General features: G+C 39.2%; 13 protein-coding genes. 7 read left to right on the top strand and 6 right to left on the bottom strand.

The genetic code is table 11. The features are described from left to right. Nucleotides 1-125: 125 nt before the first annotated feature. Complete coding sequence (gene ftn, locus EXE30_RS08740) at nucleotides 126-590, top strand: heteropolymeric bacterioferritin subunit Ftn (RefSeq protein WP_004669950.1); 465 nt, start codon at nucleotides 126-128, stop codon at nucleotides 588-590. A 50-nt stretch (nucleotides 591-640) separates the two neighbouring features. Here ftn and EXE30_RS08735 read toward each other — a convergent pair whose 3' ends face one another. Beyond that, nucleotides 641-1,216: a peroxiredoxin gene (locus EXE30_RS08735; RefSeq protein WP_165382394.1), complete on the bottom strand. Its 576-nt coding sequence runs from the start codon at nucleotides 1,214-1,216 to the stop codon at nucleotides 641-643. 254 nt (nucleotides 1,217-1,470) lie between these two features. Between EXE30_RS08735 and EXE30_RS08730 the strand changes: the two genes are divergently transcribed. The 5 genes from EXE30_RS08730 to bioD all read left to right on the top strand — a co-directional run bounded on the left by EXE30_RS08730 (nucleotide 1,471) and on the right by bioD (nucleotide 6,355). Then, nucleotides 1,471-2,205 carry an alpha/beta hydrolase family protein gene (locus EXE30_RS08730; protein WP_130162046.1) on the top strand — a complete coding sequence of 245 codons (735 nt, stop codon included), beginning with the start codon at nucleotides 1,471-1,473 and terminating at the stop codon, nucleotides 2,203-2,205. 323 nt (nucleotides 2,206-2,528) lie between these two features. Continuing rightward, on the top strand, nucleotides 2,529-3,824 hold the full coding sequence (gene bioA / locus EXE30_RS08720) for an adenosylmethionine--8-amino-7-oxononanoate transaminase (protein ID WP_130162045.1): 1,296 nt from the start codon (nucleotides 2,529-2,531) through the stop codon (nucleotides 3,822-3,824). Beyond that, nucleotides 3,811-4,965 carry an 8-amino-7-oxononanoate synthase gene (locus tag EXE30_RS08715; protein ID WP_130162044.1) on the top strand — a complete coding sequence of 385 codons (1,155 nt, stop codon included), beginning with the start codon at nucleotides 3,811-3,813 and terminating at the stop codon, nucleotides 4,963-4,965. Before bioA ends, EXE30_RS08715 begins: the two co-directional genes overlap by 14 nt. After that, nucleotides 4,962-5,714, top strand: coding sequence for a malonyl-ACP O-methyltransferase BioC (bioC, locus tag EXE30_RS08710; RefSeq protein WP_130162043.1), 753 nt, complete (start codon nucleotides 4,962-4,964; stop codon nucleotides 5,712-5,714). Before EXE30_RS08715 ends, bioC begins: the two co-directional genes overlap by 4 nt. Then, on the top strand, nucleotides 5,711-6,355 hold the full coding sequence (gene bioD, locus EXE30_RS08705; RefSeq protein WP_130162042.1) for a dethiobiotin synthase: 645 nt from the start codon (nucleotides 5,711-5,713) through the stop codon (nucleotides 6,353-6,355). Before bioC ends, bioD begins: the two co-directional genes overlap by 4 nt. A gap of 87 nt (nucleotides 6,356-6,442) precedes the next feature. On the opposite strand, the gene EXE30_RS08700 is transcribed toward bioD, so the two are convergent. The 5 genes from EXE30_RS08700 to EXE30_RS08680 all read right to left on the bottom strand — a co-directional run bounded on the left by EXE30_RS08700 (nucleotide 6,443) and on the right by EXE30_RS08680 (nucleotide 11,768). Continuing rightward, on the bottom strand, nucleotides 6,443-6,862 hold the full coding sequence (locus tag EXE30_RS08700) for an ExbD/TolR family protein (protein WP_130162041.1): 420 nt from the start codon (nucleotides 6,860-6,862) through the stop codon (nucleotides 6,443-6,445). A 21-nt stretch (nucleotides 6,863-6,883) separates the two neighbouring features. Beyond that, nucleotides 6,884-7,309, bottom strand: a complete 426-nt coding sequence (locus EXE30_RS08695; protein WP_004669976.1) for an ExbD/TolR family protein — start codon at nucleotides 7,307-7,309, stop codon at nucleotides 6,884-6,886. 11 nt (nucleotides 7,310-7,320) lie between these two features. Further along, nucleotides 7,321-8,196 (bottom strand): MotA/TolQ/ExbB proton channel family protein, encoded by an 876-nt coding sequence (locus tag EXE30_RS08690; RefSeq protein ID WP_130162040.1) that lies wholly within the window; start codon nucleotides 8,194-8,196, stop codon nucleotides 7,321-7,323. A 36-nt stretch (nucleotides 8,197-8,232) separates the two neighbouring features. Further along, on the bottom strand, nucleotides 8,233-8,940 hold the full coding sequence (locus tag EXE30_RS08685) for an energy transducer TonB (RefSeq protein WP_130162039.1): 708 nt from the start codon (nucleotides 8,938-8,940) through the stop codon (nucleotides 8,233-8,235). 149 nt (nucleotides 8,941-9,089) lie between these two features. Then, entirely contained in the window at nucleotides 9,090-11,768 is a 2,679-nt protein-coding gene (locus EXE30_RS08680; protein ID WP_165382393.1) for a TonB-dependent receptor, read from the bottom strand. Nucleotides 11,769-12,424: 656 nt separating this feature from the next. Between EXE30_RS08680 and EXE30_RS08675 the strand changes: the two genes are divergently transcribed. Next, a complete protein-coding gene (locus EXE30_RS08675; RefSeq protein ID WP_130162038.1) occupies nucleotides 12,425-14,209 on the top strand; it encodes an ABC transporter substrate-binding protein in 1,785 nt (594 codons plus the stop codon). Nucleotides 14,210-14,219 lie beyond the last annotated feature (10 nt).

Raw genomic sequence — 14,219 nt, 5'->3', positions numbered from 1 at the left:
ATTAGAACTGTAAATGCGTATGTTTCTCATTTTAATTTTATAAAAATCATAAACTTACACAATTATAATTTTGCAATTAAACTCTAAGTTGCTCATAATAAATGTATTCGAAAGGAGTAAGTATTATGCGTGGCAATCCAGAAGTCATCGACTATTTAAATATGCTCATTGGCGGTGAATTGGCTGCTCGTGATCAATATTTAATTCATTCAAGAATGTATGAAGATTGGGGTTTGAGCAAGATTTATGAGCGCATTGATCATGAGATGCAGGAAGAAGCTTCTCACGCCGATGCAATCATTCGTCGTGTATTGTTTTTGGAAGCAAAACCGAATATGAACCGCGAAGACATCAATGTGGGTACAGATGTTGTGAGCTGTTTAAAAGCAGATTTAGCGCTTGAATATCATGTTCGCGAAAAACTTGCGGTTGGTATTAAGCTCTGTGAAGAAAAAGGCGATTATATTAGCCGTGATATGTTGCGCCAGCAGCTTTCTGATACAGAAGAAGATCATACTTATTGGTTAGAAAAACAATTGCGTTTAATTGAATTGATTGGTTTACAGAATTATATTCAATCGCAAATGTAAAATTTATAAATTAAAAAACTCAGCTTTATGGCTGAGTTTTTTTGGGTAATTTATTTCTTTTGAGCAGTATTTAAATCTTTCAAGACTTGATCCGCATGGGTCTGTGTATTCACACTGGTATAGTGATACAGAATTGCGCCTTGTGGATTGATGAGAAAACTTTCTCGTTTCGCGATTTTGGTTACGCCTAAATTTCTGACGATGCCAAATTTACTGGCGAGTGTGCCTTTTTCATCCGCTAGAATTGGGAAGGGTAAGCCTAACTTTTCAGAGAACTTTTGATGCGAAGCAACATCATCTAAACTGACGCCTAACACAACCGCATTCGACTTTAAAAATTGTGGATAGAGTGATTTAAATTGGTTGGCTTCTTCAGTACAACCTGCGGTGTTATCTTTAGGGTAGAAATAGAGTACCACCCATTTGCCTTTATATTGGCTTAAAGTATGCCATTTGCCATTTTGATCTTGTAATTTGAAATCGGGAGCAGATTGTCCGACCCATTCTTTTTGAGCGGTATTTTGCTTAGAAAATAAGGTGCTTTGTGCGCTACCTAAACTTGGTGCGCTAAGTAAAATAAGAGAACTACATAGAATAAGAACTTTGGATTTTATCGTAGCCATCATCTTGATCTCAAAGTGTGGTAGACGCTTACTTTAGCAAATTTAAAAATTTGATGTGTGAGTAAATTCTTTACAGGGCTTTTGATTGTTTTATATAGTTGAATTTAAATGAAGTATAACTAAAAGGAAAATAGAGTGGATGTCGGTGTAAATTAAATTGAAACAAAATTGGGAACGTGTCATTCCTGCGACATTATTGGTTGATTTGGAAAATAATGATTAGAAAAAACAGGTTATAATTTTTAAAGTTTGCATAATTGGGTCATAAGGTGAAGCAAAAGATTTTACTCATCACAGGATGGGGCGGTGGCGTTGAATTATTAAAACCTTTACATGATGCTTTAGCACAACAAGGACATCAGGTTGAACGAATCAATATTTTTAATACTTTTGATGACGGTGTTTTAGAACAGCATGTTGAACTTGCACGAAAATATGATGTGATTGTGGGATGGTCTTTAGGCGGTGAACTTGCAACATTGTTGGTCAATTTGATCCAGCAGCAATATACAGAGCAAAAGGTTTTAATTACGCTAGCTTCAAATCCGTGTTTTGTCGCCCAAGAAAATTGGATGACAGCGATGCCCGTCGAGACCTTTATTCAGTTTAAGCAGTCATTTGAGCAAGATGCGATTACCACCTTAAAACGGTTCGGGCTACTGGTATGTCAAGGTGCAAGTTCCGCTAAAAAAGATTTTTTGGCCATGCAAAAACTGATTCAACCACAACCAATTGCATTACTTAAGCATGGGTTACAATTGTTGGAGCAGTTAAATCTGGTCAATATCTATAAAAATTATCAAGGTGCTCAGTTGCACGTGTTTGCAGAGCATGATGCCTTGGTTCCTTACCAAGTTATTCAAAATATCCGTCACTTGGCTGCAAAGAATCAATCTATTGTTTCGGTTGGTGGTGCATCACATGGTTTTCCATGTTTTATGGTGAATGAAACTGTGCAAATAATTGAGGATTTTCTTAAACAGACGGTTTAATCTTGTTGAGAAATGAAATTTCTCGCAATGTATTTTAGATTTTGACAGGTTTAATATATTAATAAGTTTAGCTCTAAATATTTAACCAGAAACTTGATACGCGGAAACGTCATCCACAACCTGCGCGGTATCAATAAAATGTGATTTCTGCGATTAAATTAAAAATATGGTGAAAGTGAACAGGTTTTGTGGATGACAAATGGTTTTGCCTACTTTTCCCGAAAGAAAAGTAGGTCGAGCCGAAGGCTTGTACTGGAAATGAATGAGCACTCGGCAAGACCCCGATATAACTAAGATTTAATTTAACGAATGAGGAATAGGGGATGACCGATTTATTTGATTTAGAACATATTTGGCATCCTTATACTTCGATGTTAAATCCACTGCCAACTTTTAAAGTGAAACGTGCCTACGGTGCGACTATTGAGTTGGAAGACGGTCGCACTTTGATTGATGGTATGTCTTCATGGTGGTGTGCGATTCATGGTTATAACCACCCTGAACTCAACCAAGCCGTTACTGATCAATTGCAGAACATGGCGCATATCATGTTTGGTGGTTTTACCCATGAACCAGCGATTGAGTTGGGTAAATTATTATTAAAAATTACGCCGCCGAGCTTAGATAAAATTTTCTATGCGGATTCAGGTTCGGTGTCCGTTGAAGTGGCTTTAAAAATGGCAGTTCAATATTGGGCTGCATTGAATCAACCTGAGAAAACCAATTTTATTACCACGCGTTCTGGCTATCATGGTGATACTTGGAACGCGATGTCGGTCTGTGATCCTGTCACGGGAATGCATCAGATATTTGGTAGTAGTTTACCGAACCGAATTTTTGTGCCTGCACCGCAAAGTCGTTTTGATGGTGAGTGGAATCCACAAGATATTCAAGAACTCAAACAGCAAATTGAACAACATCATCACAGTATAGCTGCCCTGATTATTGAACCGATTGTACAGGGTGCAGGGGGAATGCGGTTTTACAACCCTGAATATTTGCGCCAAGCCAAAGCCTTATGTAGCCAGTACAATTTATTGTTGATCTTCGATGAAATCGCAACAGGTTTTGGTCGTACAGGTAAAATGTTTGCTTGGGAACATGCGCAAGTTGAACCAGATATCATGTGTATTGGTAAAGGTTTAACGGGTGGTTATATGACGCTGTCTGCGACCTTAACCACCAAAGAGGTGGCTGAAACCATTAGTCGTGGTGAAGCTGGCGTGTTTATGCATGGTCCAACTTTTATGGCGAATCCTTTGGCTTGTGCGGTTGCTCTAAGAAGTACTCAATTATTGGTTGAACAAGATTGGCAGGGCAATATTCAGCGTATAGAAAAGATTCTTGCTGAACAATTAACAGATTTAGCACAGCTGGACCACGTTGCTGATGTGCGTATTCTGGGTGCGATTGGGGTGGTTGAATTAACCTCTAGTGTCGATATGAAAAGCTTACAACAACAGTTTGTTGAGCGTGGCATTTGGGTGCGACCTTTTGGAAAGTTGGTCTATGTGATGCCACCATATGTAATCACTGATGATGAATTAAATTACTTATTAGTACAGATGAGTGAAGTGGTGAAAAATATGCAAGGAGCAAATGCCAATGTCCTTGCTTGATCATTATGCCGAACAGCTTGACCAGCTCAAACAGCAAGGCAATTTTCGTCAATTTACCTCGAATCAACAGCAAGGAAGATGGATTACGATCCAAGATCGAACCATGCTGAATCTAGCCTCCAATGACTATTTGGGTTTGGCAGCAGATTTAAGTTTGAGAGAGGAATTTCTCGATACTTTGAAAATAGAACGGGCATTGTTTAGTTCATCTTCTTCGCGTTTACTTACAGGTAATTTTGCAGAATATGAGCAATTTGAAAATAGCCTAAGCAAAGCTTTTGGTCGAGCTGCCTTACTTTTTAATAGTGGCTATCACATGAATATCGGTATTTTGCCTGCCTTATGTGATAGCAAAACTATGATTTTGGCGGATAAACTGGTTCATGCCAGTATGATTGATGGTATTAGACTATCCAACGCTCAGTATGTGCGTTATCGTCATAATGATTTGCAACATCTGGAACAGTTATTGCAAAAGTATCAACAAGATGAGCAAGTTGAACGTATTATTGTGGTGACTGAAAGTATTTTTAGTATGGATGGTGATGAAACCGATTTAGCTGCATTGGCTCAGTTAAAACAACGCTTTGCTAAAACCATGCTATATGTCGATGAAGCTCATGCCATAGGTGTGAGAGGTGAGCAAGGATTAGGTTGTGCTGAGCAATATAGTGTATTGCATCAGATTGATTTCCTTGTTGGGACTTTTGGTAAAGCGATTGCTTCAATTGGCGGTTATATTATTTGTGATCCTATCATCCGTGATTACCTCATTAATAAAATGCGTCCTTTGATTTTCAGCACAGCGTTACCACCAATCTCGATGGCATGGTCTGACTTTATCTTTAACAAAGTTTTAAATATGCAGCAGCAGCGTCAACATTTAGCTGAAATCAGTCAGTATTTACAGACGGCGGTGATTGCGAAAGGTTTTTCAAGTCCATCAAGTAGTCATATCATTCCGATTATTGTCGGCGAAAGTCAGGCAGCGATTGAAAAGGCGAAATATGTACAGCAACAAGGCTTTTATGCCATGCCAGTCCGTCCGCCGACTGTGCCGCAGAATAGTTCACGCTTACGCATTTCATTGACTTCTCTGGTGCAAAAAACTGAATTGGAACAATTGGTGGAGTGTTTGTGAGTTTAAATAAAACACTGGTCGCGCAGCGCTTTGCCAAAGCTGGGCAAAGTTATGTTGAACATGCTGTGGTACAGAAGCAGATTAGCGAACAGCTATTTGAATATCTCAAAAAGCATTGTCCCGAATTTTTAGCTTCAGTACTTGAGATTGGTTGTGGTTCTGGTAATTTAACCGATTTATTCCAATCCTATTTTCAGGTTGAACAACTGTTTTTAAATGATTTATATGAAGACGTGCAGCAGCATTTTGCTGATGTGGAAAATATAAATTGGTTGATTGGTGACATTGAACAACTTGCCTTACCAACATCATTAGATGCCGTGATTTCCAGTTCAGCTTTGCAATGGATGACTGATCTACCTGCATTATTGAAACGGATTCATATAGCATTAAAATCAAATGGTTATTTCGGTTTTTCTACATTTGGGGCAGAGAATTTAATTGAGATCAAGCAACTGACTGGACAAGGTTTGAATTATTATTCTTTAGAGACCTTACAACAACAATTAGAAGAAAATGGTTTTGAGATTTTATTGATAAAGCAAGAGCAAAAGCATCTGTATTTTGATCAGCCTAAAGCAGTTTTGCAGCATTTGAAAGCGACGGGCGTGACCGCGACCGCAAAATCGCATCGCTGGACCAAGCAATCCTTACAACAGTTTTATTTAGATTATCAACAATTTCATGATGAGCATGGTTTTCGTCTGACTTACCATCCTATGTATGTGATTGCGCGGAGAACAGCATGAGTACAGCAATTTATTTCGTCAGCGGTATTGATACTGAGATTGGTAAAACTTATGCCACGGGGTATCTCGCCAAGCTCTGGACAGAACAAGGACAGCGAGCCATTACTCAAAAGCTAGTGCAAACGGGCAATGTTGATGTGTCCGAGGACATCGAAAAACATCGTGAAATTATGGGGACTGGGTGGTTTCAAGAAGATCATGAAAAATTGACCATGCCTGAGATTTTTACTTATCCAGCTTCACCGCATTTAGCCACGCGTTTGGATGGGCGAGAGTTAGATTTTGCAAAAATTGAGGCTGCAACTAAAGAACTTGCTCAGCGTTTTGATGTGGTGCTGTTAGAGGGTGCGGGTGGTTTAATGGTGCCATTAACCACAGAGTTGTTAACCATTGATTATATTGTGCAGCATCAATTTCCAGTGATTTTGGTGACTTCTGGGCGTTTAGGCAGTATTAATCATACTTTATTAAGCTTGGAAGCATTAAAACAGCGTGGTTTGAGTTTGCATGCTTTGGTGTATAACTTAAAAGATGAATCGAAAGACCCATTGATTTCTAAAGATACTGCGGATTATTTAAAGGCTTATTTGGCAAAGCATTTTCCAGATGCAGAATGGATTGAGTTGGAGAGATTCGACTAAAACATAGAATAAAAAAAGCTAACAAGCGCACTTGTTAGCGGAGGAGGAACTTAGAATTGTGAAACCTAATTTATAGTGTTTATTTTTCTAGTTATTACTCACGATCCCAATTTTAGTGACTTCACTTTGCTGGGCTAATGCCATGACCATCGCAATGTTTTTATATTCTGCTTGAGGATCAGGTTTAAATTTAATCTGATCCTGATCTGCTTTTTGAGCAACAGAGTCAAACAAAGCCTTTAATGCCTGACGATCAGCAACCGTTTGATCATTCCAAAAAATCTGACCTTGTGCATCAACTCTAAGATTGATGGTTTCAGGTGGTTTTTGATCTGTTGGCGGTGGAGGCGTACCATTTGGTAAATTAATATTAATGGCATTGTTTGGGATCGGAATCGTGATGATGAACATGATCAATAATACCAGCATGACATCAATCAATGGCGTCATGTTGACGTCAAGCATGACATCATCTTCACTACTTTTTGGACCAACATTCATACCCATGACTAACTCCTTATCGTCTGATTAAGGTGAACTAGGCGGAGTAGTGACAAATGCAATTTTGCCGATACCCGCTTGTTGGGTGGTACTAATCACCTGATCAATCGCTTCATAATGCGTGAGTTGATCGCCACGGATATGAACCTCGGGCTGAGGGCGCTTTTGCGCCTCAACTTGTAAACGTGCAAGTAATGTTTCTTTATCTGCAACGTTTTGTTCATTCCAAAAAATATCGCCAGTTTTATTGACTGAAAGTTGGATATTTTGAGGTGTGGTGGCATAAGGCGTATTTTTTTCTTCAGGAAGTTTCACAGGCACTGTGTGTGTGACAACTGGAACAGTGATTAAAAAGATAATCAGCAAAACCAGCATGATATCAACCAACGGTGTTGTGTTAATCGTACCAATGACATCATCGTCATCTTGGCCAGAATTCATCATCATGCCCATAATCGTATTCCTTATTTAGAATCACGGTTTGGGTGATTGCCATTTAGTTCACCACTCAATAAAACAGCATGTAAGTCCGAACCAAATGAACGGACATTGTCCATCACTGCTTTATTACGACGAGTCAGCCAGTTGTAACCGAGTACCGCAGGGACTGCGACAGCAAGACCAATTGCGGTCATGATCAAGGCTTCACCAACAGGTCCTGCGACTTTATCAATCGATGCTTGCCCTGAGATGCCGATTGCGGTAAGTGCGTGATAGATTCCCCAAACTGTTCCAAATAAACCAACAAAAGGCGCTGTAGAACCAACCGTTGCGAGAAATGCCAAACCATTACCTAAATGGCTTTGTACTTTTTCAATTGCACGTTGGATCGAAATGGTCACCCACGTGTTGAAATCAATTCTTTCTAATAAAGAACCATCATGGTGTTTGGTTGAGTGGATTCCTTTTTCAGCGATATATCGATAACTACTGCTAGGATTTAAACTTTCTTTGGCACTATTGAGCGTATCTGCTTCCCAAAAATTACGTTCAGCTTCTATACCGTGACGTTTAACTTTACTTTGTTGGAATACCTTAGAAAAAATGATGTACCACGTCCCAATCGACATCAATACCAAAATAAATAGTGTTGTTTTGGCAATAACATCGCCTTCACGCCAAAGCGCTTCTAAACCATAAGGGTTATAAGCTTCTTGTTCAGTAGCTGGAAGTGGAGGAGGTGTTGCTGTCGTTTGCGTGGTTTCATCCGCCACGACTGTGGTTACAGGCGTTGTTTGGGCGATTTCTTCTGCCCAGACTGTGCCCAATGGGAGTAAAGTGCTGGTTGAAATTAAACCAATAGCCGCGAATCGAGCGATATGTTTTGCTGTTTTATTCATTTTAAATTCTCCAAAAAATTTATTTAATTCATTGATTTAAGTGATCGTGAAAGTGTATTCGATTTCATACCAGTCTTGTTGAGGAACACCGTCTTTCATGGCAGGTGTAAATGAACATAAGCTGTATGCTCGTGTTGCTGCTCTATCTAGCGCTTTAACACCACTTGATTTGTTCACTTTGGCATCGATGACTTTTCCAGAACCATCGACAAGTAAACGCATCCGTACCGTTCCTTCTTCGCCAGCCATTTCTTGTTCACGTGGATAGTCTGGTTTTTTACAACCTACGCTACCTTCTGATACCCCACGTGAAATTCCAGCAGGTTTTGGTGCGGGAGCAGGTGCGGCGATCGGTGCTGCAACAGGACTCGGACTGGGTGCTGCGACAACAGGCGTAGCTGTAGGAGTCGCAACTGTATTTTGTACAGGTGGCGTTGGCGTTGGTTTGGCAACAGGTGTTACTTTTTCCACTTGTTTAGGTGGATCAGGCATTTTTGCCACTTTCTCTACCATTTTGGGTGGTTCAGGTGGTTTTTCCTCTGGTTTTGGTGGAGGAGGTGGAGGGGGCGGTTCAATATCTTGAATAATCTGTAGTTCGACAGGTTTCTCGACAGGCTTAATCGTTGCAGTCGTTAAACTTGTTACTAAAATATAGGCGATCACGAGATGTAGAAATAAAACCACACCAAGACCAATCAGACGTTTGGCAGATTGATTTTCATTCTCAGCAAAGGGTATGCCCATAATTGCTCCTGAAAATGTAATCGCTGAGTTATATAAAAGTATTTTGGCTAGATTGAAAATCTTGGTAGCAATTTTTATCTTATATACACATCAGGATTACGTTGAACCACTACAAGATAAAAAAGGAATATCTTGCAGTGGTTAGAGTTTTAGAATTTATAAGTGCCTCTTAGGAAATATGCACGTCCCGTTACGTCGCTATAGCGAGGGTCATAACCATATTGAAAGTTATCGAGCACATTCGAAGGAGAAGGTTCAGCATCAAATAGATTTTTGATACCAGCAGTCAATTCTAGATTTTTAAAGCCTTTATACGTTCCTGAAACGTTGTACAAGGTGTAGTCACTTACGCGGTGGCTATCATATTTCTCATCACCAATTTGGTTTTGATCTTTATAGCCACGGTAAAACTCTTGCTCGAAGACCATTTTCCAGTTTTCGTAGCTCCAGTTAAGGTTGGCAACATGTTTCCAACGTAAGATTGCTGGATCATCATATTTACCAACATAACCTTCCCATGCACCACCTTTCTCTTCTTGACGGTCATATTTGATAACATATGTGCCATCAATGCCGAAGCCAAAGCGACCAGTAGAAGTCGTAGGTGAAAGATAATTTAGCGCTAAATCAATACCTTCAGTTTTAACTCCACCCATATTTGTTAATGCACTGTTTATATATTCCAATCGACCATCAGCTCCTCGAATGAAACGATCTGCATATTTTTCAGGATCACCGAAAATCATTGCTTCTCCGATGCTGTTAATTAGCCCATCAATTTTGATGTTGTAATAATCAGCCGAGAACACTAAATTTTTGATGGGTTCCACAACAAAACCTGCGGTAATTGAGGTTGATTCTTCGGGTTGTAAGTCTTTTGTCCCACCTTGTGTACGGTAGAATTGGGTATTACATTCAGTTTGGTATTCTGGTGATATTGCTTTGCCGTTTGGACATAGCACAGGATCATTGTAGCGAGCACCAGTATAAGTTTTACTTTGGGGTGCATTGATATCATATAAGCTAGGTGCTCGGAAACCTGTACTGTATGAAGTACGGAACATCAATTGTTTAATTGGTTCCCAGCGGAATGCGATTTTAGGATTAAATGTATCACCAAAATCACTATAGTCATCATAACGAGCGGCGAGTTGAGCTTCTAAGGTTTTTGTAATTGGGACATGTAACTCTGTAAAAGCTGCGGTAATATCTCTTTTACCTTTACTTTCAGGTTTACTAGGATCAATACCGCTACCAGGAACTTGGCTCACAATCTCCGAGTTCACATTGGCTTTCCAGTCCTGTTTACTAAAACTACCTCCAAAGGCAAAGCCTATGTCACCTGCGGGCAAAGTGTAAATTGGACGACTAATGGTAAAGTCAAATGTGGTGGCTGCAAGTGTACCAGTGTTGGTATCGCCTTTTACTTCAAAGGATTTCCAAAGTTCTTGATTTTCACTAGGGCCAAAAGGGTTGATAGTTCCATTGTTTAAAGCATCTTGGAGTTTACTTTTATTTAAATACCCCCCAAAAAAACCATCTGTCGCTTCGCTACGCGCATAAGATAAACCTGTATTTATGTCCCAACCGTAAGCCTCACCTTCTAAAGCAATTAATGCTCGATGTGATTCATTCACTGGATTAGACATGCGGTTCCCAGCTTGTGATCTCAAGTAAAGTTCTAGGGGTTCACCACTTAATCCAGCGACATCAGGAGTTATGCCATTACCCGGATAGTATGGGCTTGTAGAGGGGAGGGTAACGGAGCGGCTGTAAACATCAGGTGCGATTGACGTAGTCACTTCATTTCGTGAGTAAACATATTCAGCGATAGCATTGAAATTATCATTTAATTTGAATGTGCCTCGACCTAAAGCAGAAATCGTTTCTGTTTTGGGGACAATTCCAATCAGCGCTTGAGTGTTTAGATAGCAGAGTCCGCCATCGGCGATAGTATTTGGTGCCTTATTACAGTTTTGGTCTCCATAAGGATTACCAAGGGCTCCTGTAACGGGATCACGAAAATTTGCAGGGAATCCATTTGCAGAGGTTCCATCAATACCGAGTTCAGGTATTAAACCTCCGCGTCGGCTAATTTTACGATCTTTCGCCATAATGTCATTTGAACGGCGATAGTCAATAACCCCCATGAGGTTAAAGCCTTGTTCATCGAGATCGCCATAACCACCAAAAATTGAAATGTCTTGTTTATCACCGCCACTTTGTTCTGGTTGAATAAAACCAGCACTAATATTTAATCCTTCAAATGATTTCTTGGTGATAAAGTTGATAACCCCTGCAATTGCATCCGCACCATAAATTGCTGAAGCACCATCACGTAAAATTTCAATACGATCAACCATTGCCATTGGAATAATATTTAGGTTTGTGGTTGATGTACTAAATGGACTGTACGCTAAACGTCGACCATTCAATAAAATTAATGTTTTATCAGTACCTAATGCTCGAAGATTTGCAGATGAACCCTCGGTATTACTTGCACCAACATTTTGAGCGGTAGAAAATCCTGCTTGATTGGCACTAACTTTAGTTAGTGCTTCCTCGACAGTGGTTACGCCTTGCTTTGCAAGATCATCTGCTTTAATCACCGTAATAGGAGAGGCGCTCTGCGCTGCAACACCTTTGATCGATGAACCTGTGACTGCAACTTTTACAACTTTGGTCGCTTTTTCATCTGTGGGTGACTCTGTTTCGGCCGCATGGGTCATTGATAAACACAACATACTGAGGCTCAGGGTACTGAGTTTTAGTATGCTTTTGCTCGCTTTTGGCAGAGCACTAGATTGAACGAAATTGGTATTTTTCATTGAATTTATAACCCCTAAATAGACGGTCACTCTAAAGAATGAACAAAATCGTTTTAGCAAGACATGTGCCAAATACTGTTTTTAAGTCTCAATTGGTCTAGATTAAATTGTGTAAAAGCGTTCTAGTTTTATCTAATAAGCGTTTCATATTTTTACTAATTATTAAAAAACAACCAATATACAAAAAATATTTTTATTGTCATTTTTCTACAACAAACATGATTTTTTATATCGCATTAAAATGAAACAGGATGTTTATGTGTTGCTTTTATTTGGTGCGAATTTTTATTTATTTATTTAAAATTATGCATTTGTATTTTTATACTGTCTGAGGTGAAAATTAATATCAAAAAATAATCTTTGCATAATATTACTTTTAATTAACTTCGATAAATCCATATCTTTAGACTACTTATTAAAATTTTTTGATTGTTGTTAAATATTTTATTTGAAAAGTGGCATGAATTTGGCAGTGGTTTTTCCGTCATGGAAATGATTCTTCCATCTTTGTTATTTTTATGAATGGTAAAAAATAATCAATTTTTAAATTTCATTAGAAATATCATTTGATTAAACAAAGATGCTCGAATCGTTGAGTGATTGGGTGCTATTCGAAAGACTAGCGTTTACTGAAAAACGATGATGTGAGCACTGAGTTGAAGTCTAAATTTTCTAGCGTTGCTTTGTTTTCAACCATTATTGCATTTGCCTCAATTGGATATGCCAAAACACCAGCACAAGCCGACAAAGTGCTTCGAATTGCTTTTGAAGCCCCCGATGATGGTTTTGATATGGTTAAAACTTTCAATTTCTATAGTGGGAATGTTGCTGATGTTATTTTTGAAAGGTTACTTCAATATGATTATTTAGCTAGTCCAGTAAAGCTTGTGCCATCGACGGCAGAGAGCATGCCAATCATTCAAGAACATGGCAAAGTTTATATTTTTAAAATAAAACCAGGAATTTATTTTACCAATGACCCTGCATTCAAAGGCAAGCGCAGAGAGTTGGTTGCAGAGGATTATGTTTATTCGATTAAACGTATTTTAGATCCTAAAAATCACTCCTCATCATTTGCTTTTATTGATCATAAAATTGTGGGTGCAAATGTATTGGTTGATCAAGCGAAGAAGTCTGGTCGATTTGATTATGATGCGCCGATGGAGGGAATCAAGGCATTAGACCGTTATACGATTCAATTCACACTGACACAACCTGATTATAACTTTCCTTATATTTTGGCATATAGCACTTTTGGTGCAGTTGCTCGTGAAGTGGTTGAATATTATAAAGATCGTCTAGGTATGCATCCTGTTGGTACAGGTCCATATATGCTCAGCAAGTATGTTCCTCGTAGCAAAATAGAGTTGGTCGCAAATCCTGATTATCGTGGTTTTGTCTGGAATTATAAGTCAACGGGAACGGCTTGGGATAATCAGCTTGTCAAAGAAATGACTGGCAAAAAGATGCCGCAAATTGGCAAGGTGAACATCAGTATTATCGAAGAAGAGCAGTCACGTTGGTTAGCCTTTAAATCCAAGCAACTTGATTTTGATAAGTTAACTTCAAGTTCAGTTCCCAAAGTATTGGATCAAAATAATCAATTAAAAGCTGAGATGAAACAGCAAGGTATTCTCCTTTATCCGAATAAAGAAGCTGAAATCACTTATACCATGCTGAATATGCGTGACCCGATTATAGGTGGGAAGAGCTTAGATAAAGTCGCATTAAGACGTGCCATAGCGATGTCTTTCAATTTGGATGAATACATCCGCATTTTACGAAAGGGGCAGGCAGTCAAAGCCGAAATGTTGGTTCCCGCCGGTGTAAATGGTCATAACCCGAATTATCGTAGCAGCATTGGTTACAACCCTGTTCTCGCTAATAAACTGCTGGATCATTTTGGATATAAAAAAGCTGCGGATGGTTATCGTACTTTACCTAATGGCAATGCTTTAACTTTAAAAATTAATACAGAAAGTGGCTCAGCTTCAGTTATGTACTCTGAGTTGTGGAAGAAAAATTTAGATGCAATTGGCATCAGAGCAGAATTTAAAGTCAGTAATTTTGCCGATAACTTAAAAGCGGCAACTCAATGTCAATACATGATCTGGGGTGGTGCATGGCATGCAGATTATCCAGAAGGAGAGAATTTCACCCAATTGCTTTATGGTCCTAACGTTGGACGCGCGAATCAATCTTGTTATCAGTCAGCAGCTTATGATCGTTTATATAAACAAGCGATGCAGCATGCACCAGAACAGCGTATGCCTTTTTATGAAAAAATGAGCCGACAAATCGAAGCAGATCATCCTTTTATTCTTCAAGACACCCGCATAAGAAACTGGGTCATTCAGCCCCATGTGCAAGGCTTCAAAGCCCATCCAATCATGAATACCAACTGGCAATATCTAGATATTGCTTCACCGCGTCAAAAATAAGTGATGAGTT

This window comes from Acinetobacter halotolerans (assembly GCF_004208515.1).
In the GTDB taxonomy this organism is placed as follows: domain Bacteria; phylum Pseudomonadota; class Gammaproteobacteria; order Pseudomonadales; family Moraxellaceae; genus Acinetobacter; species Acinetobacter halotolerans.
Note: the sequence above shows the minus strand (reverse complement) of the source record. Positions and strands in the feature narration are given on the sequence as shown.